Genomic DNA, 20,381 nt, shown 5'->3' with positions numbered 1-20,381 from the left:
GTCAGGGCGAGCCGGCCCAGGGGGCGATCCGGACAGATGGCGGGGTCAGTTGCGCCGCATGGTCACCGGGATCGACTGGCCCTTGTCGAACAACTCGCCCGACCAGTCGCCCTTGGCGTCGGGGCGGATCTGCAGCACCACGCCGCCGGCCCCGCGCGGCTGGAAGCGGATGACCAGGTCGCCGGCGCCCCGGTCCAGGCTGTCGATCAGCCCGACCGGCTCGACCCCGTCGGGGGTGGTCAGGTCGCGCCAGGCGCCCTCCAGCCGGCCCGAGCCGTCGCCCGGATCGACCAGCTGCAGCACCACCAGGCCCCGGCCATCGGGCCCGGTGACGATCCAGCCGCCGTCCAGCGGCCCCTGCAGGCCCTCGGCGGCGTCGCTGGAGGCGCGGACCCGGGCGTCATAGCCCAGCGCCACCGGCGACAGCGGCCCCTCCGGCGTCACCCCCAGCTCGTCCAGCGTCACGGCCCGGTCGCGCACCGTCAGCCGCTGCGGCGGGATGGGCATCGACCGCCGCGACGGCGCCCAGGGCATCGGTTGTTGCGGCAGGTCGGGCTGGGCGACCTGGTCCTCGTCGGGATCGGTTTGCGCGACGGCGAAACCCGGCTGGGCGACCAGGGCCAACAAGGCGATCAAGCCGCCTGCCAGGATCGCCGAAATCCTCATGTCGCCGCGATCGCCTCGGCCACCGCCACCAGCCGCTCGGCCTGGCCCAGATGCAGCAGCTCGGCCATGCGGCCCTCGACGCGGATGGCGCCCTTGCCGGCGTTTTCGGGCAGGGCGAAGGCGGCGATCACCGCCCGGGCCCAGGCCACCTCGCCCTCGCTGGGCGAGAACACCCTGTTGCAGATCTCGACCTGGCGGGGATGGATCAGGGTCTTGCCGTCGAAGCCGAAATCGACCCCCTGCTCACAGACCGCCTCCAGGCCCGCATCGTCCTCCAGGGCGTTATAGACCCCGTCCAGGATGCTGAGGCCATAGGCCCGGGCGGCCGCCACAGCCAGGCCCAGCGCCGCATGGAAGGGCTCGCGCCCCGGCGTCTGGCGGGCCCGCATCTCCTTGGCCAGGTCGTTGGTGCCCATCACCCAGCCGCTGAGGCGGGTGGTCTCCGAGGCCGCCGCGATCTCGTCCAGCCGGAACAGGCAGCGCCCGGTCTCGATCATCGCCCACAGGCGCGTGGCGGCCGGGGCGGCGTGCAGGGCCGAGTGATAGGCCTGGACGTCGGCGGCGCAATTGACCTTGGGAACCAGCACCGCGTCGGGTCCTGCCTCGGCGGCCGCCTTCAGATCGTCCTTGCCCCAAGGGGTATCCAGGCCGTTCACGCGGATCACCAGTTCGCGCCGCCCGAACCCGCCGGCCTTCACCGCCTCCACCGCCTGGGCCCGCGCCGCTTCCTTGGCCTCGGGCGCGACGGCGTCCTCCAGGTCCAGGATAACCGTGTCGCAAGCGAGCGTCCGCGCCTTGTCGACGGCCTTGGCGTTGGAAGCCGGCATGTAGAGGGCGCTGCGGCGGGGACGGGGGGTGTCGGTCATGGGTCAGGCCTTAAGCGGGATCGCCCGCCTCTTAGCGTTCCGCGCGTTTGCCTGACCAGAGCCGTGGCCCATTGTTGTTAGACTCCCCCGTCTTCTGCCATCCTGGCAGGCGCTTTCCATGCCGCCAAGCGCTGGCAGCCGAGAGGCGAACAGCGCAGGATAGCGCCATGACGACTCGCCCCGACATTCCCCGTTACGACGAAGGCGCCCTGAACGTGCTGGGCCAGGAGCTGGTCCCCTGTTCGCTGGACCCGGTGACCGGCTTCTTCCGCAACGGCTGTTGCGAGACCGGGCCGGAAGATGTCGGCATGCACACCGTCTGCGCGGTGATGACCGCCGAGTTCCTGGCCTACTCGGCCATGGTCGGCAACGACCTCTCCACGCCCCGCATGGAGTTCGGCTTCGTCGGCCTGCGCCCCGGCGACCGCTGGTGCCTGTGCGCCCCGCGCTGGAAGGAGGCCCTGGACGCCGGGGCCGCGCCGCAGGTGGTGCTGGAATCCACCCACGAGGAGACCCTGGCCATCGTGCCGCTGGGGGTGCTCAAGGACCACGCGGTCTAGCTAGAACCGGTATTCCTTCTCCAGCCGATACCGCGAGCCCTCGCCCGTCTGATGGCTGGAATAGAGGCCGAAGCGGTCGACGCCGAACGGGGGTGATTTCAAGAGGTTGTTGGCCTGGATCCAGGCGGCGACCGCGGCCGGCGCCGGACGCTTGAGATAGGCCAGGGTGACGTGCGGTTTGTAGACCCGCCCCTCCGGCTTGAGCCCGGCGCGGCGGGCGGCGGTTTCGCAGCGGTGGGCCAGCTGGCGCAGAGGCTCGCTGTCGCTCACCCCGGCCCAGAGGGTGTCGAGGCGGTAGCCCTCGCCGAACGAGCCGACCTCCTGCAGGTTCAGGGCGAAGGGCGGCGAGGTGATCGTCGAGAGCTCGGCGTCGAGATCGTCGGCGACGGTCTCGGTGAGCTCGCCGAAGAAGCGCAGGGTGATGTGCAGCGCCTCGATCGGCCGCCAGCGGGCGCCCTCCAGGTCGTGCAGGCGGCCCTCGAGCGGCTCGGCGATGTCGTCAGGGATGGCGATGGCGGCGAAAAGTCTGAGCATTCAGGTGAGCACCCGCGCTATGGCCGGGGCAAGTTTCTGCACGATCAGCTTCACACCCGCGGGATTGGGATGGATGCCGTCGCGCTGGTTGAGGCGGGGAATCCCCGCCACTCCGGCCAGCAGGTCGGGATAGAGCGGCACGCCATACTGTTTGGCCAGGGCCGGGTAAATGGCCGAGAAGTCGCGGGCATAGCCGGCCCCGATGGCGGTCGGGGCGCGCATGCCGGCCAGCATGGCATGGATGCGGCGGGCCTTCAGCCGCTTGAGGATGCTCGCCAGATTGGCCTTGGTGCGGCCCGTGTCCAGCCCTTGCAGCAGGTCGTTGCCGCCCAGGGCGATCAGGCAGAGGGCGGTGTCGGACTGGACGCTGAAATCCACCCGGGCCAGGCCCGACTGGGTGGTGTCGCCCGACACCCCGGCCCCGCGCACCTTGACGTTCAGGCCCCGCGCCTTCAGCGCCGCCTCCAGCTGCACCGGCAGCGACTGGGCGGCGGGCAGGCCGTAGCCGGCGGTGATGGAGTCGCCCAGGATGGTGACGATCCTGGGCTTCCCGGCCGCGAAGACAGGCGTGGCCGGCGCAAGCGCCAGGGCGGCGATCAGGACGCGGCGGGTGGGGTGGGGTGTGCAAGTCATCGGCGCGTCCTATGTAGGCAGGATATCGCCTGTCTCAATCGGGAATCAGGCCGGCCCAACCTCTAGAAACCGATCATGTCGCGAAGGCGACATGATCCGGGAGGCCTGAATGTTCGACGCGGCGATCGATAGCCTGCCTCTGACCCTGGAAAACGTCACCCTGACCCTGCCGTCGAGCGCCGGGCCGGTGGACATCCTGCGGGGCGTCAGCCTGGTGGTCGGGGCCGGCGAGCGGGTGGCGGTGGTGGGGCCCTCGGGCTCGGGCAAGTCGTCGCTGATCGCCGTGGCGGCTGGCTTGGAGCAGCCGACCAGTGGCCAGGTGCGGCTGTTCGGCCAGGACCTCGGGTCCCTGGGGGAAGACGGCCGGGCGAAGCTTCGGCGCAACCGGGTCTCGCTGGTATTCCAGTCGTTCCACCTGCTGCCCAACATGACCGCCGAGGAAAACGTCGCCGCCCCGCTGGAGATCGCCCGCAAGCCGAACGCCGGCAGGACGGCCCGCGACTGGCTGGACCGGGTGGGTCTCTCCGCCCGCCTCACCCACTACCCCCACCAGCTGTCTGGCGGCGAGCAGCAGCGGGTCGCCCTGGCCCGGGCCCTGGCCGCCGAGCCGGCCCTGCTGTTCGCTGACGAGCCGACCGGCAATCTCGACGCCGCCAACGCCGCCGCCGTCGCCGACCTGATGTTCAAGCTGGTGGCCGAGACCGGCGCGGCCCTGGTCATGGTCACCCACGACTCGGCCCTGGCCGCCCGCGCCGACCGCTCGGCGGTGATGGCCGATGGCCGCATCGTCGAGGGCGGCTGATGCCTCTCGCCTTACGGTTCGCCCTGCGCGAGCTGCGCTCCGGCGTGGCGGGCTTCCGCATCTTCCTGGCCTGCCTGGCCCTGGGCGTCGCCGCCATCGCCGCCGCCGGCTCCACTGCCGAAGCCTTCCGCGCCGGCCTGGCCGCCCAGGGCCGCGAACTGCTGGGCGGCGACCTGCGCATCAGCGTCGAGGACCGCCGCTTCACCCCCGCCGAGCGCGCCGCTTTCCAGAAGCTGGGGGCCACGGTGTTCAGCGCCGGCAGCCGGGCGATGGCGCAGGCCCAAAGCGGCGAGCGGCGGCTGGTCGAGCTGCGCGGGGTCAGCCCGGGCTATCCGCTGGCCGGCAAGGTCAGCCTGGCCGGCGTCAAAACCCTCGACGAGGCCTTCAAACCCGACGGCGCGGCGGCCGGAGCGGCGGTCGAGCAGACCCTGATCGACCGGCTGGGCCTGAAGCTTGGCGACCATATCGTCATCGGCAACTCGCCCTTCGTCGTTCGCGCCGTGCTGGTGAGCGAGCCCGACCGGCTGAGCCGCGGCTTTGCCCTGGGCGCGCGGGTGCTGACCAGGCTCTCGACGCTGGAGACCGACGGCTTCCTGCAGCCGGGCCTGCCCGACCAGGGCGAGACCGCCCGCATCGCCTTCGCCCCCCCTGGTGTCGGAGGGCCCTCGGCGCCCGATCCCGTCGCCAAGGCCCTGACCCGCCAGTTCCCCAAGGCCGGCCTGCAGATCCGCGGCCGCGACGAGGCGGCGGCGGGGATCAAGAACCTGATCCGTCAGCTGGAATACTTCCTGGGCTTCATTGGCCTGGCCTCGCTTGTGGCCGGCGGCCTGGGCGTCGCCGGCGCGGTCTCGGCCTATCTGGAGGCCCGCAAGCCCTCCATCGCCGTGCTCAAGGCGCTGGGGGCCGAGGGCGGGCTGATCCGCGACGTCTATCTGATCCAGATCGCCGTGCTGGCCGCCCTGGGCGTCGGCATCGGCCTCATCATCGGGGCCGCCGCGCCCCTGGCCCTGGGCGAGATCGCCAGGAACCAGCTGCCCATCCCGGCCCTGTTCGCCGTCTATCCCTGGCCGCTGGCCAAGGCCGCCCTGTTCGGGCTTCTCGCCGCAGCCGCCTTCTCCCTGGCCCCTCTGGCCAGGGCGAGAGCCACCCCGCCCGCCGCCCTGTTCCGCCGCGACCTGACCGGGCGGCTGAGGTTCGGGCCGGAGATCGCCGTCTCCGTCCTGGCCTTCCTGGGACTGGCGGGCCTGGCCATCGTCACCGCCCCCACGCCGGTGGCGGCGGCGATCATGATCGCCGGGGTGGCCTTCGCCTTCGTGCTGCTCTGGGCCCTGGGCTGGGGCGCGGCGCTGGGCGCGGCCAAGGTCAGGCTGCTGGCCAGGGGCTCGATCCGCATTGGCCTGGCCAACCTGGCCGGCCCCCGCTCGGCCGCCAAGACCGCCTCGCCGGCCATCGGGCTGGGGGTGGCGCTGCTGTCGGCGGTGGTGCTGATCCAGTCCAGCCTGCTGGCCCAGGTCAGCCAGGTCGCCCCCAAGACGGCCCCGGCCATGGTGTTCACCGACATCCCCGGCGACCAGGTCCAGGCCTTCGACGCGGTGGTCCGCCAGGCGTTCGGCCAGCCGCTGACGTCAAAGAACTATCTGCGCGCGCCCTTCGCCACCGGCCGCATCGTCAAGGTCCGGGGCCAGGCGGTGAACCTGGACAAAATCAAGGACAGCGAGCGCTGGGCCTATGACAACGACATCGCCCTCTCGGCCATCGGCCCCGAGCCCAGCGAGGCCAATATCGTCGAGGGCCGCTGGTGGAGCGCCGACTATGCCGGCCCGCCGCTGGTGGCCATGGAAGTCCAGGCGGCCAAGGGCGCCAATCTCAAGGTCGGGGACGCCATCACCGTCTCCATCCTGGGCCGCGAGATCGACGCCCATGTGGCGGCGCTGCGCAAGGTCGACTGGGGCGGGTTCGGCCCGACCTTCGCCCTGATCGTCAACCCGGCCGCCCTGGCCGGCGCCGACCTGCGCAATGTCGCCATCGCCAAGACCGGCAAGGCCGGCGAGGCCGCCGTCACCCGGGCGCTGGGCCGCGACTTTCCGACCGTCAACGTCATCAGCGTGCGCGAACAGCTGGAGGCGGCCACCGACATGTTCGCCCGCCTGGCCCTGGCGGTGCGCGGGGCGGCGGGCGTGGCGGCCCTGGCCGGGCTGCTGGTGCTGGCCGGCGCCATAGCGGCCGGGGCGCGGGCGCGGGCCCGGGAAGCGGCGACGCTGAAGGTGCTGGGCGCCTCGCGCGGCCAGGTGCTGATGGCCTATGGCGTCGAATACGGCGCGGTCGGCCTCATCGCCGGGGTGGCGGGGGTGGCCCTGGGGTATGCCGCGGCCTGGCCGGTGGTGGTCAAGGTGTTTGAGGCGCAGTGGAGCGTCGACTGGGGCGGGGTGGCCGCCCTGGTCGGCGGCGCCTCGGGCCTGGCGGCGCTCGGCGGCCTGCTGGCGGCCCTGCAGGCGCTTAGCCGCAGGCCTGCGCCGGTGCTGCGCGCCGAATAGCCTTGCGTGGCGCGGGTCGCCACCCGATATTCCCCACATGTCCTGCGAGCAGGACGTCACATTCAAGGGTCATCACTCGATGAGCGACTACAATAACGGCTATGCCCGACCCACCGTGGCGGACATGTCCGTCGATGCGGGCCTGCGCAGCTTCATGCTCGGGGTCTACAACAAGATGGGCCTGGGCCTGCTGCTGGCTGGCGGCCTGGCCTGGACGGTCGGCAATGTGCCGCAGCTGGCGCAGCTGCTGTTCCAGGACCTGGGCGCGCGCGGCATCGGCTACACGCCGCTGGGCATGGTCGTCGCCTTCGCGCCGCTGGCGGTGCTGCTGGCCTCCCGCTTCCTGATGCGCAACATGACGGTCGTCAGTTCGGCCGCCCTCTACTGGGTGGTCGTCTCACTGGTCGGCCTCTCGCTGGGCGTGCTGTTCGTCGTCTATGCCGGGACCCTGATCTACACCGCCCTGCTGGTCACCGCCGTGGCGTTCGGCGGCCTCAGCCTCTACGGCTACGCCACCAAGCGGGACCTCTCGCCCTTCGGGTCCTTCCTGGTCATGGCGGTCTTCGGCCTGGTGGCCAGCTCGGTCGCCCTCTTCTTCCTGCCGCCCGCCGTCTACAACAGCCCGATCATCTTCTTCGGCTTCAACATCATCGGCGTGCTGGTGTTCTCCGGGATGATCGCCTGGAAGACCCAGGAGCTGAAGATGATGTACTACCAGCTCGGCGGAAACTCGGCCTCGACGGCGATCGTGACCAACATCGGCGCGCTCAGCCTGTTCATCTCGTTCGTGAACCTGTTCCAGGTCATCCTGGCCCTGATGGGCGGCCGCCGGAACTAGCGGCTCTCCATCCACGACGGAAATCAGGGCCTCGGCGGGCGACCGCCGGGGCCTTTTTCCTACTCGACGACCTTCAGCCGGCCCTTGTCGAACACCCGCAGCACCTGCTCCAGCTCGTGGCCGCGGCGCACGATCAGCCCGCCCTGGGTCACCACCGCCCAGGCGCCCTGCCGGCGAGCCAGGGCCGGCCGCTTCTCGATGCGGTAGAGGGGCGCCTCGGCCGTGCGGCGGAAGATCGAGAACACCGCCGTCTCGGCCCCGCCGGCGATGGCGTAGTCGCGCCACTCGCCCGCCGCCACCATGCGGCCGTAGACCCGAAGGATCTGGTTGAGTTCGCGCCGCTCGAAGAAGACCGTATTCGAGCGGGGGTCGGAGTATGTCGGATCGAACGCCATGCCGAACGCCAGCTTAAGCCCAAAAGCCGGGATTCCGCCACAGCCTCCTCGATTGTAGCGATCCTGACATGTGAGGCCGCGAAAAGACCTCTACGCGAACAGAGCCCCGCCCGAACCGGCCGCCATGTTGCATCTGTCGGCGGACAGGACCTGACCTTGGAGATCCTGAACAGCCCCCACCCCCCTCTCCGGGGATTGGACCACCGGTCCGCCGACCCTTCCTCATCCTCCCTCCAGAGATGAGCCCCCCGCGCGGTCCTCCCTCCCCCCTGAGCCGCGCGGGGGTTTTTTCTGTGGTTCCCGCAACACGGATCATCCGGAATCAAACCGGCGTTACGGCTGGCCCCCAAATGACCTCAGTTCGAACAAGCCCCCGCCCGGTTGCCCCCGCAAAAGGTGGGGGTCGGCCGGTCGGAGCCGGTGGCGGTTCCGGATCCTGAACAGCCCCCCCAGCCCCCTCTGGCATCGCCGCCCCCGGCCGGCCGACACACTTGCCCCAAATTCAGGGGGCCTTCGAGACAACGCCCGCGCCCCCTCCGACGCGGGCGTTTCTCTGTGTGCGTCGTCCGAACATCCCCGCCTGGCTGATCGGTGGGTTTAAATTGGGAAGGAAGAGAAGGGTAGGAAGAAGCGCAAGGGGCCGCAGCCAAAGGCCGATACGCCGCGAGCCATGCGCACGCAGCGGGTATCGAGGCGCAAAGCGCCTCCGCATATATCCGCTGACCAGAGACGAGCAGGCTCAGGGAGGCGCCGTCGCTTGCGCTTCTTCTTACCCTTCTCTTCCTTCCCAGTTTAATCCCACGCTCATGTCGCCAGCAGCGTCTCAGTGAGAATCTTGTCGCTCGCCCGACACAGGCCGTCAGAAAAAACACCGTTTCCGCCGAAGCCGTGAAATGACCGCATTTCCGCCCCGACGCCGCCCGTATGGGCGGCGATAACGGCCGGGTCGGTTGGCCGGAACACCTCGCGGTTCCGGATCCTGAACAGCCCCCCCAGCCCCCCTGGATCGTGGGCGTCCGGTCAGCCGACAAATTCTCCTGGTCCCGACACGACCATGCAAATGAACTAAGCAACCCGCGGCGGCTTCCCCTCAGGCCTCCGCGGGTTTCATTTTGTCTGGTGCGTGGCGTGCTCGGCCTGCGGTTACACCCCGTCCCCCCCAAAGACCGTCATGGCCGGCCGAAGTGCCGGCCACCCATGAACACGGTGGGTCAAGCAGGCTCTTGGACAGGTCCGCCGCCAATCGTCATTGCCTGTGATCATGGGTGGCCGGGACAAGCCCGGCCATGACGGCTGAGAGGTAAATGAGGGCGGGTCGAAAGGGACCGGAGCGGCTCTACCCCGCCCGCAGGATCTTCAACCCGTCGAACCAGATATCGCCCCGGGTGGCGATCGGGCGGTGGGCGGCCTGTTCCAGGGTCAGCCATTGGGCCGAGCAGTCGCCGGGCCGCACCTCGAACTCCGCCGCGATGGGGGCCCAGCCCCCACCCTTACTAATGGGCGCCTCATTGATCGGCCCGGTCTCGCCGGCCAGACCTTTCGAACCCTCGGCGCAGCGCAGGGTCCAGGTCAGGCCCAGGGCCGATTCGAAGCGCTGGGTGCGGGCCTGGCCCAGCAGGCGATAGCGGCCGGGCGGCAGCACCAGCAGCTGGCGGGCCAGCACCACGGGCGCGGCCCCGCCGCCAAAGCTCAGATGCAGGGCGCCCCCGCCGGGACCGCCGCCGGCGTCGTCCGGGGCCGGGTCCAGTCCCCCGCTGGCGCCCTTGAGGCGGGGCAGTTGCCAGTTGAAGGGCGGCGGGCCGGGCAGGCCGTTGAAGTCGCCGTCATAGAGATCGCCCAGCCCCTTCATGCCGGTCTGCGGCAGCAACTGCACCCAGGTGACATAGGCCGCCTGGTAGAGGCGCTCGCGGACCAGGCGGTCGATATAGGCCTGCAGCTCGATCGACCGGGGCGGCTGCGGGCTGTCCTGCAGGGCGGAAAACACCGTGAAGGGCGCGGTCAGGTCCGGGACATTGCGCGACAGGTCGATCAGGAACCGCGTGCGCCAGGGCGGATCGGCCGCCAGGGTCGCGGCGATGGCCTTGCCGGCGTTCGGGTCGACGGCCATGGCGCTGAGCAGCCGGGTCACCGGCGCGCGCATCTCGTTCGGCCAGGCCCGCATCAGCCCGTCGGCATGGACCACCGCGTCGCGATAGCGGCCCTGGCCCGCCCGCCGCTGCAGCAGCCACAGCTGGGCCGGCCGGTCGCGCTTGGCCCGCCGCCCGGCGATGGTCATCAGCTCGTCGGCCTGGTCGTAGCGGCCGCCCGCGGCGGCGGCCAGGCCCAGGGTCCGGAAGGCGGTCAGGTCGAGGGGATCGGCGACCAGGGCCCGGCGGGCCAGGACCTGGGCGTTGGCGGCATCGCGCTCGGCGAACCGCTGCTCGGCCAGGCTGGACAGGGCCTGGGCGTCGCCGGGCCGCACGTCCAGGGCGTCCTGGGGACTGTCGATGGAGTCGCGGTCGGCCAGGGCGGCGACGCCGATCCCCCAGCCCAGCAGCAGCACCAGCACGGCGAGGCCGCCGCCGATCAGCCCATCGCGCCAGGCGCGGCGGGCAAACAGAGGCGGGGCGGGCGCCGGCGGCGGGATCGCCTCGTCCGGGGTGACCAGGCGCAGCCGCGGCCGTCGGTCCGACGGATCGCCCCGATCCTCGCCGCCCCGACCGCCGTCGAACGGGCCGCCCCCTGTCTGGCCTGGCGCCATCGCCTACTTCTTCGCTTCCAGCCTCTTGGTGCCGTAGTCGTAGTTGTAGGCGTAGGCATAGCCGTAGCCATAGCCATAGCCGTAGCCATAGCCGGCATGCTTGACGCTGAACTTGGAGAGCAGCGCTCCCAGGATGCGGGCGTGACCCAGGTCCAGCCGGCGCAGGGCCGCCTTGGCCAGGCCCTGGCGGGTCGAGCCGGCCTCGATGACCAGGATGGTTCCGGCGACGCCGCTGGCCAGCAGCGGGGCGTCGGAAAGCCCCATGACCGGCGGGCCGTCGATGATCAAGAGGTCGAAGCTGGCCTGGGCCTCGGCGACCAGCTGGCGGATGCGCGGACCCGCGAGCAATTCGGCCGGATTGGGCGGCAGCGGCCCGCAGGGCATGAAGTGCAGGTTGGGCTGGTCGGTGATCTGGGCCAGTTCGGTCAGGGCGCCCGAACCGGTCAGGTAGTTGGACAGGCCGGCGCTGGAATCGGCCCGCAGCGCGCGGTGCAGCGAGGGATTGCGCAGGTCGCCGTCGACCAGCAGCACATTGACGCCCAGCTTGGCGAAGTTGCGGGCCAGGGCCACGGCCGTCGTCGACTTGCCTTCCGAGGGCCGGGCCGAGGTGACCAGGATGCTGCGCGGCACCCCGTCGGCGGTCGAGAACTGCAGCGCCGTGCGCACCGAGTAGTAGGCTTCCGAGAACGCCGAGCGCGGGTCGTTCAGGGCCTGTTCCGGGGTCATGCCCTTTTCCAGGATCGGGATCGAGCCCAGCAGCGGCAGGCCCAGCTTGGCCTCGATGTCCTCGGGCACCTTGATGGTCTCGTCGAGGCTTTCGAGGGCGAAGGCCGCGCCCAGGCCCAGCAGCAGGCCGATCATCGCGGCGAGGGCCAGGTTGAGCAGCAGATTGGGCTTGTAAGGGCTGCGCGGGGTCTCGGCCTGGTCGACGACCGAGACGTTGTTGGCCCCCACGCCGCCGGCGACGCCGATCTCCTTGTAGCGCTGCAGCAGGCCTTCATAGAGCGAGCGGTTGGTGTCCACCTCGCGCTGCAGGATGTTGTACTGGATCGAGCGGTTGCGCAGATCCATGACGCCGGACTTCAGGCCGCTGACCTGGCCGGAGAGCTGGGCCTCCTGGCGGGCGGCGGTCTCGTACTCGGCCTTGATCGACTGGCGGATGGTGGCGATCTCGGCGGCGATCTGCTGATCGGTCTCGTCGATCTGGGCCTTCAGGGCGATCATCGCCGGATAGTCGGCCTTATAGGTCGCCAGCTTGTCCTGGTACTGCGCCTTCAGGGTCGACTTGGTCTGGCGCAGCGACTGGATGGTCGGGCTGGCCAGCACCTGGGGCAGGCTCGCCCCGTCGGTCTGGGCCTGGCGCCAGCGCTGCTCGGCCATGATCCGGTTGGCCTTGGCCTGGGACAGGGTCATGTTCATGGCGATCAGGTCGGAGGCGGCGAGCGACTGCCCGGCCGTCTGCTCGGCCCCGCCGCCGCCGCCCGGCGCGCCGCTGGCCGAAGAGGCCCCCGTGACGTTGATGATGCCCTGGGCGGTGGCGTAGGCGACCAGCTGCTTTTCGGATTCCTCCAGCTTGATCTTGGAGGAGGCCAGCTTTTCCTCGAGGAATTTGCGGGCGTAGGTCGAGGCGTCGAACCGCCGGTCCAGGTTGGCGCCGATGAAGTTGTCGGCGACGGCGTTGATTACCCGCGAGGCCACCGCCGGGTTGGGGCTCTCATAGGAAATCTTGACCAGCTGCGAGCCGCGCACCGGCTCGACCTTGAGATTGGCGGTGATCAGCGAGACGGCCAGGCGTGTGCGGGCGGCGGCGTCGCCCGCTGAGGCGACGGCGGGTTTGCGGCCCAGCAGCTTGGCGATGATGCTGAAGGGCGAGGACCGCTGCTGGTTCATGAAGCTGGGATCGTCGGCCAGGTTCTCGTGCTGGACGACCCGCTGGGCCAGGGAACGGCTCTTGAGCAGGGTGTACTGGGTCTGGAAGAATTCCGGGTCGCGAACCTCGTTGGGCGTGACGTCCTGGATGTCTTGCCCAACGACGTTCTGGGTCTGGCGATCCAGCTGGATCATCGCCGTGGCGCGGTAGACCGGGGTGGTCATCAGGGTGACGGCCAGGCCCATGACCAGCATGCCGGCGATACAGGCGGCGATCACCAGGCGGTGCTTCATCAGCACGTGCCAGTAGGCCAGCAGGTTGATCTCGGGAGTGGGCTCGTCGCCGCCGCCGCGGCCGCCGCCGGTCGTGGCCAGACCCCGACCGCCGCGCACGACCAGGGGCCGCGGCATGGCGGTGGTCAGATAACGGCCCTCGGGCTCGTCATCCCAGCTGTCTTCCTGCTCCCCGCGCTTCATACGTCCTCGCGTTCGAAATCCCTGAACCCTCCTATCGCTGCCGCGACGGATGAAGGCCCCACCCCTTATTTCCAAGCCCGAAAGGCCTGTGCGACCCAGAATGGGCGGCCAGGCCGTTTCTAGGGCGCCCTGAGGCGAAGACGAAGCCTCTTCGCGTCAAAGCTTATCAGTCTGGACGCGCCTTCGCGTCCGTAGCGCTAGCCGACCGGCCGGAAGATGCTGAAGATCGGCACCGCGCCGGTGACGCCGCGCAGCACGCTCTTCATGCCGTCGCGATCGACCACGACCACGTCGTTGCCGAAAATCTCGGGATCGTCCATGCGGCCGGCGCGGATCTGGCCGATGTCGAACACCGCCGCCATGCGCTGGTTGTTGATCATCCGGAAGATCACCACCCGCTTGTAGTTGGCGTCCTTGTCGGTGCCGCGCGCCATGGCGATGGCCTGCAGCAGCGTGGTCTTGCCGGAGATGGCGTAGACGCCGGGCTGGTTGACCGAGCCGTCAACCGTGACCTTCTGGCTGGTGTATTCCTTGACGAAGACGGTGACGTCCGGGGACTGCAGGTATTTGGCGGCCAGCTTGGCGGCGATATCGCTCTGGACCTGGGTCACCGTCTTGCCGGCCACCATGACCTGGCCGATCAGCGGCAGGGTGATCTGGCCGGCGGCGTCGACCTGCACGGTGCGGGTCAGGTCGGCGACCTGGAAGACGCTGATGTCCAGCACGTCCATCGGGCCGATATGGTACTCGGTAGCGCCGCTGACCTGGACCTGGGTGGTGTCGGGCGGCGGCAGGGGGGTGCCGATCCGGGCGCTGTCGGCCATCGGCGTCGATTGGCACGCGGCCAGCCCCAGAGTGAGGGCCAGGGCCAGGGGCGCGATCCATCGCGCCAGCCGGCCCCCGTTCTCCGATTTGGCGCCCCTTGAGCCCATCCCCTCGACCATCATCGCCCTCTTCAATCCCCGTTTCAGGCCGCGCTGAACAAACGGCGCAGCATTCCCAAACCCGTCGCGCGCACTGGCGCCTTGGCTACACCCTCGGCCGCCGGCAGGGCCGTCGGCGCCAGGTCATCCAGGATGCCCTGCGGCCGCGTCAGCACCATGTCCGTCGCCGCCTGTTCGCCCAGGCGCTGGGCGACCATGTCGCGCGCCTCGGCCATCCGCGGCGCACGGTTTCGCATATTATGCGCGTCCGTGGCCAGGATATGAACCAATCCTTCGTCCAGCATGCGCTCGGACCAGTATTTCGCCCGCCGCCCAAAGCGCCCCGTCACCGAGCCACAGGTCAGCTGCATCCAGGCGCCGGCATGGGCCAGCTTGCACATCGTGTCGTAGTGGTTCTCGATCCAGTGCAGCCGCTCGGGGTGGGTGACCACTGGCTGCCAGCCCGCCGCCATGATGTTGAACACCGTCTCCTCCAGCCGTGGCGGGGCGGTGTGGTGCGGCGGCTCGAACAGGAAATAGCGGCTGTTGTTCAGCGACAGAATCCGGCCGGACTTCAGGCCATCGGCCAGGTTCACGGCCAGCTGCACATCGGCGCCGGTCACCAGCTTCAGCGGAATGCCGGCCTCGTCGAGCCGGGTCTGCAGGTCGGCGATGGCCTGGCGGATCTCGGGCCCCTTGTTCTCGTAGAGGCCGGGAAAGATGTGGGGGGTGCAGGCGGTGACGGTGATGCCGTCGGCGACCGCGCAGCGGGCCATGGCCAGGGAATCGTCGAGGTCAACGGCGCCATCATCAATGCCAGGCAGCAAATGACAGTGCAGATCGATCACTAGGGCGCGCTCCAGCACAAATAAGAGGCAGTAGGCGCGCCGGGGCAGGCGCGCTCACACGCCACGGCGCCCACCACCCGACCCGGTTGTTATCCGGGAGGCGGGTCAAAGCGTCAAGGCGAAACTGCGTCAACTCGCCGCGTCGGCGAGTTGCTTTGACAGATTAACCAGCCTTATCGCCGATTGTTGATCTGCAGGGCGCGACCGATGCCCGCTATCGGTCGGACAGTAGACGGAAACTAAGCTTTGCCAATACTGATGACAAAACCACGAAACGATCGGCGTTGCCAATTCCGGGCGACACGGTTATGTCAGGCTCCCGCTCGCTCAGGGGTTTGGCGGGGCGGCGGGCGGGCGCCGTTAGCTAGGCATCGGTCCTGATCCAGTTCATCCTTAAGGCCGACACCGGGCAAGGGCGCGCATGCATATCGTCTGGCGATTGGTCGCCTTCGAATTCGTCGCCGCCTTCGCCGCCGTGACGGCGCTCATCTATCTGCTCGATCCCCTGGCCCGGAAGCTGGGCCTGCTGGACCATCCGGGCGGGCGCAAGGATCACGCCGCCCCGACCCCGGTGACCGGCGGGGTGGCCATCGCCATCGGCACCATCCTGCCGGCCCTGGCGCTGGTCAGTCCCAGCCTGCAGCTGATCGGCCTGGGCCTGGCGGCGGTCATCCTGGTGACGATCGGGGTGCTGGACGACCTCTATGACCTGCCCTGGCCGATCCGGGTGCTGGCCCAGGTCGCCGCGGCCCTGGCCATCATCTATGTCGGCGGGGTGCGGGTCGAGAATATCGGGGCCGCCTTCGGGCTGGGCCATCTGGCCCTGGGCTGGCTATCGGTTCCCTTCAGCGTCGTGGCGGTGGTCGGGCTGATCAACGCCCTGAACATGGCCGACGGGATCGATGGCCTGTGCGGCAGCCTGGCCCTCTGCGCCCTCGTCATGCTGATGGCCGCTTCCGTCTATGCCGGCAACCTGGACCTGGCCCATGGCATGGTGGTGATCAGCGGGGCCGTGGTCGCCTTCCTGGCCTTCAACCTGCGCACCCCCTGGCGCAAGCGCGCCCAGGTGTTCCTGGGCAACTCCGGCAGCGCCTATCTGGGGCTGATCATCGCCTGGGCCGCCTTCCGCCTGACCCAGAACCCGCTCTATCCGGTGACCCCGGTCCTGGCCCCCTTCCTGGTCGCTCCGCCGGTGATCGACACCCTGGCCCTGATCGCCCGCCGGGCCATGGCCGGCCATTCGCCCTTTCACGCCGACCGCACCCACGTCCATCACCTGATGCTGGACGGCGGCTTCACCCCCACCGGCGTGGTGCTGACCTTGAGCGCCCTCAGCCTGGTCCTGGGCGGCGGCGCGGCCCTGGCCCTGCTCGCCGACGTGCCGGACCCGCTGTTCATCGCCGTCTACCTGGCGCTGATCGTAGGTTGGCTGGCCCTCACCCGCCGCCATGAACGGGCCGTGGCGCTGTTCAAGTGGCTGAGCCGCCTGACCCCCGCGCGCAAGGCGGACTGACGGCGGGCGCCGGGGTCGCGGCCCCGGCGCAAGGTTTACCACGGACAACACGGACAACACGGACGGGTCGGCATGCTGGCCGGCGTTGCGGGTGTCCTGGCGGCCTAAGATTTTAAACGCGAACAACGCGAACAACGCGAACGGGAGCCAGTCTCACGCCCGGCGTTCGAATGAGAGCCCTTCGGGCGAAGCCCTGTTCTTGAACCGACTACAGAGACGAGAGGGCTCGTTCAGCGCAGGCCCGTTGGCGTTGTTCGCGTTGTTCGCGTTTAACCCCTTACGGGCAGCCGAGCCGCACCGACCTCGCCGAAGAGCCCACCCGTCCGTGTTGTCCGTGTTGTCCGTGTTGTCCGTGGTGAATCTTCGCACCGCCTGAGCCAGCACAACGCCCAAAGCAAAACCCCCGGCCTTTCGACCGGGGGTTCGCTTAGCCTTGTCGCTTCAGATCAGGATCAGAAGTTGATCTGGATCGTCGAGCGGCGGTTCAGCGGTTCCTTGGTGCCGTCCGGAGTCGGGACGGCCAGTTCGGTTTCGCCCTTCCAGTCGACGGTCAGAGCCGACTGGTTGACGCCCAGGCCCACCAGCGCATCGGCGACAGCCTTAGCGCGGCGTTCCGACAGGCGGACGTTATACTTGGCCGAACCCGAGGTGTCGGCATGGCCGACGACCTGAACCGAGGTCGCGTTGCCCGAAGCCGCGTACTGAGCCGCTTCCTGGACCACCGCCTGGGCTTCCGGCGTCAGGATGTACTGATCGAACGGGAAGTAGACGATGAACTGCTTGGCCTCATACGCCGGCGGAGGCGGCGGCGGGGGAGGCGGCGGCGGGGGAGGCGGCGGAGGCGGAGGCGGCGGCGGGGGCGGCGGCGGCGGCGGCGGGGGAGCCGGCGGCGAGCTGAACGCGTAGCGCAGACCGAAGGTCAGCGACTGGTCGCGGTATTCGCCCTTGATGTTGTCCAACGGGAAGGCGTTGCCGATGTCGTTGGTGTCGTAGCTGACGTCCGAACCGCCCAGGAAACGATAGGTCAGGTCGGCCGAGAGCCGCGGGGTGACGTCGAACGAGGCGCCGGCCAGGACTTGCCAGGCAAAGGCGGTGTCGTCGCCATGGACGCCCAGGCCGCCAAAGGCGACGTTGTTCATCCGGCCCGAGATCTCGGTGCTGACGCGATTGACGCCCACACCCAGGCCCACGAACGGACGGAAGGCCGAGTCGGGCATGAAGTCGTAGACGGCGTTCGCCATCAGCGTCCACGATTCAACCGAACCTTCGGGGCGCTTGCAGGGAACCACCGGCAGGGTGACCGAGCAGACCTCGTTGGGGAACGGGCGGGTCGTCGGCTCGCGGATGGTTTCCACGTTGCCGGGACGGGCGCCCAGTTCCAGTTCGAAGCGCCAGTTCGGCGTGGCGCGGTAGCCCAGGCGGAAGAAGCCCAGGACCTTGTCTTCGGATTGGATGGTGAAGTTGTAGGGAGCCGCGTCAGGCGCGTTGCCCGACGACGTGGTCTCCATGCCGTCCGGCGAATGGTAGCCGAGGTCGAAGGCCCCGTACCAGCCGTTGTTCTCGGCCATCGCCTGGGGCGCAAACGCAAGCGCCCCAAAAACGCCGGCCAGCAGTATCGCTTTTCTGTTCACCTTGAGCCCCTCGCTCCAGATTTGCCTGCGACAATCGCCCGGCATTCACATCATTACAGACGCTGTAAGAGCCCCGCGTGGTTGGAACAGGTGCTTAAGCCCCCAGCCCTTCCCCATGGCGCCCACTCGTGCGACCGACGCTGCTAACGCCGAGTTCCAGGAACAGTTCCCCGAAATTCAGCAAACGCGCCAGCGGGCCGCGCGATATACAACGCGCGTTGCGACCATACGCCACCTTTTCAGACATTTCCAGCGTGCCGCGCGGGCACCTTTGTCTACCCGCTGACAGTTGAATCCGGGGTGTTGGCGTCGAGTTCCGCCAGCCAGGCGTCGGCCCGGGCGTCGGACGGCATGCGCCAGTCGGAACGCGGCGAAAGTGCGCCGCCCGATGAGATTTTCGGCCCGTTGGGGACCGCCGAACGCTTGAACTGATTGGCGAAGAAGCGGGTGATGAACAGCCGCAGCCATTTCTTGATCTCGGCCAGATCGTAGGCCCGCCGCTCGGGCGCCGGCAGGTCGGCGGGCCAGTCGCCGCGCGCCGAATCGCTCCAGGCGCAATGGGCCAGGTAGGCGATCTTGGACGGGGCCGCGCCGTAGCGGGTCAGATGGTAAAGATTGAAGTCCTGCAGCGCGTAGGGGCCGACGAAGCTCTCGGTGGACTGGCCCTGGCCGTCGGCGCCGGCCGGAACCAGCTCGGGCGAGATCTCGGTGGCCAGGATGTCGGCCAGCACGGGCCCGGCGGCGGGTCCCAGGTCGCCAGTTCCCGCGACAAAGCGGATCAGATGCTGGATCAGCGTCTTGGCGACCGAGGCGTTGGGATTGTAATGGCTCATATGGTCGCCGACGCCATAGGTGCACCAGCCCAGGGCCAGTTCCGACAGGTCGCCGGTCCCCACCACCAGGGCGCCCCGCTGGTTGGCCAGCCGGAACAGATAGTCGGTGCGCAGGCCCGCCTGGACGTTCTCGAAGGTCACGTCATAGACCGGCTCGCCCCGGCCAAACGGGTGGTCCAGGTCGGCCAGCATCTGCCTGGCGGCCGGGCGGATATCCAGCTCGGCGCCGGTGACGCCCAGGGCCTTCATCAGCTTCCAGGCGTTGTCGTAGGTGCGGTCGGAGGTCGCGAACCCCGGCAGGGTCCAGGCCAGCACGTTTTCGCGGGGCAGGCCGAGGCGATCCATGGTGCGGCAGGCGACGATCAGGGCCTGAGTGGAATCCAGCCCCCCCGACACCCCGATGACCAGCTTCTTCAGGCCCGTGGCCTTGAGCCGCTGGGCCAGGCCCTGGACCTGGATGTTGTAGGCCTCGTAGCACTGCTCGGCGAGCAGGGCCGGATCGTCCGGAACGAAGGGGAAGCGGTCGACCTTGCGGGCCAGGGCCAGGGGCCCGGCCGGCGGCGCCCAGTCGTACTCGACGATGCGGAAGTCGCCGACGGCGTCCTCATAGGCCACGACATCGCCGAACGAGCCGGTGCGGCGGCGCTCCTGGCGGATACGGCCGACATCGATGTCGCTCAGCGCCCAGTCGTCGTCGGTCGGGAACCGGCCGCTCTCGGCCAGCACTTCGCCCAGCTCGAAGATCGAGGCCTGGCCGTCCCAGGCGGTGTCGGTGGTGCTCTCGCCCACCCCGGCGGCGGAATAGAGATAGGCGGCGATGCAGCGCATCGACTGCGAGGCGCAGAGCAGCCGGCGGGCGTCGGCCTTGCCGATGACGATGTTGCTGGCCGACAGGTTGAGCAGGATCTCGGCCCCCGCCAGGGCGCCCCGGGTCGAGGGCGGGGTCGGGGTCCAGATGTCCTCGCAGATCTCGGCATGCAGGGTGAACGCAGTTGGTCCAACCGCGCGGAACAGCAGGTCCACGCCGAATGGAGCCGTGCGGCCGGCGACCGCGATCTCGCCGTCCTCGACGCCCAGGCCGGAGGCGAACCAGCGGCGCTCGTAATACTCGCGATAGTTGGGCAGCCAGGTCTTGGGGACCACGCCCAGCACCTCGCCGCCCTGGATGACCACGGCGGTGTTGAAGAGGCGCCCCTCGCCCCGCAGCGGCGCGCCCACCACGAACAGCGGCGACAGCCTGGCGGAGGCCTCGGCCAACCGCCCGATGGCGGCCTCGACGGCGTCCAGCAGGGCGTCCTGCTGGTGCAGGTCGTCGATGGAATAGCCCGACAGCCCCAGTTCCGGGAACACCATCACCGCCACGCCCTGGTCATGACCCTTGGCGACCATCCCCAGGGTGCGCTCGGCATTGGCGGCCGGGTCGGCCAGGGCGATCTGCGGCACACAGGCGGCGACCCGCACGAACCCGTGCCGGTAGGGCGACAGGAACGGCGGGGAATCGGCCTTGGCGGCGGGTCTGGCCATTGTCGCCCTAAGAAATGGAGTTTCGGCTTAGCAGCCACAAGCCGAGACGGGCAAGCCGGGCGCGGCCTGTGATTCCTCTAACCCGGAATGCCTTTTTCATCCGCTCATCCCCGCGAAAGCGGGCGACTGTATTGGGTCAAGTGGGTTTGGCCCAAGGCTGCTGGTGCTTGAGGATGCTGTTGGCGGCGATGACGA

16 protein-coding genes are annotated in these 20,381 nt (G+C 69.4%); 5 read left to right on the top strand and 11 right to left on the bottom strand.

The genetic code is table 11. The annotated features are described in order from the left end of the window. Positions 1-45: 45 nt before the first annotated feature. Together QO010_RS19880 and QO010_RS19875 are read right to left on the bottom strand one after the other, a co-directional pair. Complete coding sequence (locus QO010_RS19880; RefSeq protein WP_307352109.1) at positions 46-666, bottom strand: hypothetical protein; 621 nt, start codon at positions 664-666, stop codon at positions 46-48. After that, positions 663-1,532 carry an HpcH/HpaI aldolase/citrate lyase family protein gene (locus QO010_RS19875; RefSeq protein ID WP_307352107.1) on the bottom strand — a complete coding sequence of 290 codons (870 nt, stop codon included), beginning with the start codon at positions 1,530-1,532 and terminating at the stop codon, positions 663-665. The genes QO010_RS19880 and QO010_RS19875 overlap by 4 nt, the downstream gene beginning before the upstream one ends. 167 nt (positions 1,533-1,699) lie before the next feature. Between QO010_RS19875 and QO010_RS19870 the strand changes: the two genes are divergently transcribed. Next, a complete protein-coding gene (locus tag QO010_RS19870) occupies positions 1,700-2,092 on the top strand; it encodes a DUF2237 family protein (protein ID WP_307352105.1) in 393 nt (130 codons plus the stop codon). Here the strand turns inward: QO010_RS19870 and thpR are convergent, their stop codons facing one another. Both thpR and QO010_RS19860 read right to left on the bottom strand, forming a co-directional pair. Continuing rightward, on the bottom strand, positions 2,093-2,626 hold the full coding sequence (gene thpR / locus QO010_RS19865) for an RNA 2',3'-cyclic phosphodiesterase (RefSeq protein WP_307352103.1): 534 nt from the start codon (positions 2,624-2,626) through the stop codon (positions 2,093-2,095). Then, positions 2,627-3,259: an arylesterase gene (locus QO010_RS19860; RefSeq protein ID WP_307352101.1), complete on the bottom strand. Its 633-nt coding sequence runs from the start codon at positions 3,257-3,259 to the stop codon at positions 2,627-2,629. A gap of 109 nt (positions 3,260-3,368) precedes the next feature. Between QO010_RS19860 and QO010_RS19855 the strand changes: the two genes are divergently transcribed. Genes QO010_RS19855 through QO010_RS19845 form a run of 3 tightly spaced genes read left to right on the top strand, consistent with a single transcriptional unit; the run spans position 3,369 to position 7,433 of the window. Beyond that, complete coding sequence (locus tag QO010_RS19855) at positions 3,369-4,061, top strand: ABC transporter ATP-binding protein (RefSeq protein ID WP_307352100.1); 693 nt, start codon at positions 3,369-3,371, stop codon at positions 4,059-4,061. Beyond that, positions 4,061-6,595 carry an ABC transporter permease gene (locus QO010_RS19850; protein WP_307352098.1) on the top strand — a complete coding sequence of 845 codons (2,535 nt, stop codon included), beginning with the start codon at positions 4,061-4,063 and terminating at the stop codon, positions 6,593-6,595. The genes QO010_RS19855 and QO010_RS19850 overlap by 1 nt, the downstream gene beginning before the upstream one ends. A gap of 37 nt (positions 6,596-6,632) precedes the next feature. After that, complete coding sequence (locus QO010_RS19845; protein WP_307352096.1) at positions 6,633-7,433, top strand: Bax inhibitor-1/YccA family protein; 801 nt, start codon at positions 6,633-6,635, stop codon at positions 7,431-7,433. Positions 7,434-7,492: 59 nt separating this feature from the next. Here the strand turns inward: QO010_RS19845 and QO010_RS19840 are convergent, their stop codons facing one another. From QO010_RS19840 to QO010_RS19820, 5 genes are all read right to left on the bottom strand, one after another. After that, positions 7,493-7,828 carry a DUF2794 domain-containing protein gene (locus tag QO010_RS19840; RefSeq protein ID WP_307352094.1) on the bottom strand — a complete coding sequence of 112 codons (336 nt, stop codon included), beginning with the start codon at positions 7,826-7,828 and terminating at the stop codon, positions 7,493-7,495. A 1,336-nt stretch (positions 7,829-9,164) separates the two neighbouring features. Further along, on the bottom strand, positions 9,165-10,568 hold the full coding sequence (locus QO010_RS19835) for a tetratricopeptide repeat protein (protein ID WP_307352092.1): 1,404 nt from the start codon (positions 10,566-10,568) through the stop codon (positions 9,165-9,167). A gap of 3 nt (positions 10,569-10,571) precedes the next feature. Then, positions 10,572-12,914 carry a GumC family protein gene (locus QO010_RS19830; RefSeq protein ID WP_307352090.1) on the bottom strand — a complete coding sequence of 781 codons (2,343 nt, stop codon included), beginning with the start codon at positions 12,912-12,914 and terminating at the stop codon, positions 10,572-10,574. A gap of 197 nt (positions 12,915-13,111) precedes the next feature. After that, the gene (locus tag QO010_RS19825) at positions 13,112-13,738 is read right to left on the bottom strand and encodes a polysaccharide biosynthesis/export family protein (protein WP_307352088.1); all 627 of its coding nucleotides are present in this window, start codon (positions 13,736-13,738) and stop codon (positions 13,112-13,114) included. Positions 13,739-13,881: 143 nt separating this feature from the next. Further along, positions 13,882-14,685 (bottom strand): tyrosine-protein phosphatase, encoded by an 804-nt coding sequence (locus QO010_RS19820; RefSeq protein ID WP_307352086.1) that lies wholly within the window; start codon positions 14,683-14,685, stop codon positions 13,882-13,884. A gap of 421 nt (positions 14,686-15,106) precedes the next feature. On the opposite strand from QO010_RS19820, the gene QO010_RS19815 reads away from it, so the two are divergent. Then, positions 15,107-16,198, top strand: coding sequence for an MraY family glycosyltransferase (locus QO010_RS19815; RefSeq protein ID WP_307352084.1), 1,092 nt, complete (start codon positions 15,107-15,109; stop codon positions 16,196-16,198). A 452-nt stretch (positions 16,199-16,650) separates the two neighbouring features. On the opposite strand, the gene QO010_RS19810 is transcribed toward QO010_RS19815, so the two are convergent. Together QO010_RS19810 and QO010_RS19805 are read right to left on the bottom strand one after the other, a co-directional pair. Next, entirely contained in the window at positions 16,651-17,829 is a 1,179-nt protein-coding gene (locus QO010_RS19810; protein ID WP_307352082.1) for an OmpA family protein, read from the bottom strand. Between the two features lie 275 nt (positions 17,830-18,104). Next, positions 18,105-20,186, bottom strand: a complete 2,082-nt coding sequence (locus QO010_RS19805; protein WP_307352080.1) for an NAD(+) synthase — start codon at positions 20,184-20,186, stop codon at positions 18,105-18,107. Between the last annotated feature and the right edge of the window lie 195 nt (positions 20,187-20,381).

This window comes from Caulobacter ginsengisoli, assembly GCF_030814835.1.
GTDB lineage: Bacteria > Pseudomonadota > Alphaproteobacteria > Caulobacterales > Caulobacteraceae > Caulobacter > Caulobacter ginsengisoli.
The sequence above is the reverse complement of the archived record's forward strand: the minus strand, read 5'-3'. Positions and strand labels throughout refer to the sequence as shown.

Coding starts and splice junctions, on each gene's coding strand:
- QO010_RS19845 (WP_307352096.1), top strand. CDS start 6,633: ATGTCCTGCGAGCAGGACGTCACATTCAAGGGTCATCACTCGATGAGC.
- QO010_RS19850 (WP_307352098.1), top strand. CDS start 4,061: ATGCCTCTCGCCTTACGGTTCGCCCTGCGCGAGCTGCGCTCCGGCGTG.
- QO010_RS19870 (WP_307352105.1), top strand. CDS start 1,700: ATGACGACTCGCCCCGACATTCCCCGTTACGACGAAGGCGCCCTGAAC.
- QO010_RS19840 (WP_307352094.1), bottom strand. CDS start 7,828: ATGGCGTTCGATCCGACATACTCCGACCCCCGCTCGAATACGGTCTTC.
- thpR (WP_307352103.1), bottom strand. CDS start 2,626: ATGCTCAGACTTTTCGCCGCCATCGCCATCCCTGACGACATCGCCGAG.
- QO010_RS19875 (WP_307352107.1), bottom strand. CDS start 1,532: ATGACCGACACCCCCCGTCCCCGCCGCAGCGCCCTCTACATGCCGGCT.
- QO010_RS19830 (WP_307352090.1), bottom strand. CDS start 12,914: ATGAAGCGCGGGGAGCAGGAAGACAGCTGGGATGACGAGCCCGAGGGC.
- QO010_RS19805 (WP_307352080.1), bottom strand. CDS start 20,186: ATGGCCAGACCCGCCGCCAAGGCCGATTCCCCGCCGTTCCTGTCGCCC.
- QO010_RS19825 (WP_307352088.1), bottom strand. CDS start 13,738: ATGGCCGACAGCGCCCGGATCGGCACCCCCCTGCCGCCGCCCGACACC.
- QO010_RS19835 (WP_307352092.1), bottom strand. CDS start 10,568: ATGGCGCCAGGCCAGACAGGGGGCGGCCCGTTCGACGGCGGTCGGGGC.
- QO010_RS19815 (WP_307352084.1), top strand. CDS start 15,107: ATGCATATCGTCTGGCGATTGGTCGCCTTCGAATTCGTCGCCGCCTTC.
- QO010_RS19855 (WP_307352100.1), top strand. CDS start 3,369: ATGTTCGACGCGGCGATCGATAGCCTGCCTCTGACCCTGGAAAACGTC.
- QO010_RS19880 (WP_307352109.1), bottom strand. CDS start 666: ATGAGGATTTCGGCGATCCTGGCAGGCGGCTTGATCGCCTTGTTGGCC.
- QO010_RS19860 (WP_307352101.1), bottom strand. CDS start 3,259: ATGACTTGCACACCCCACCCCACCCGCCGCGTCCTGATCGCCGCCCTG.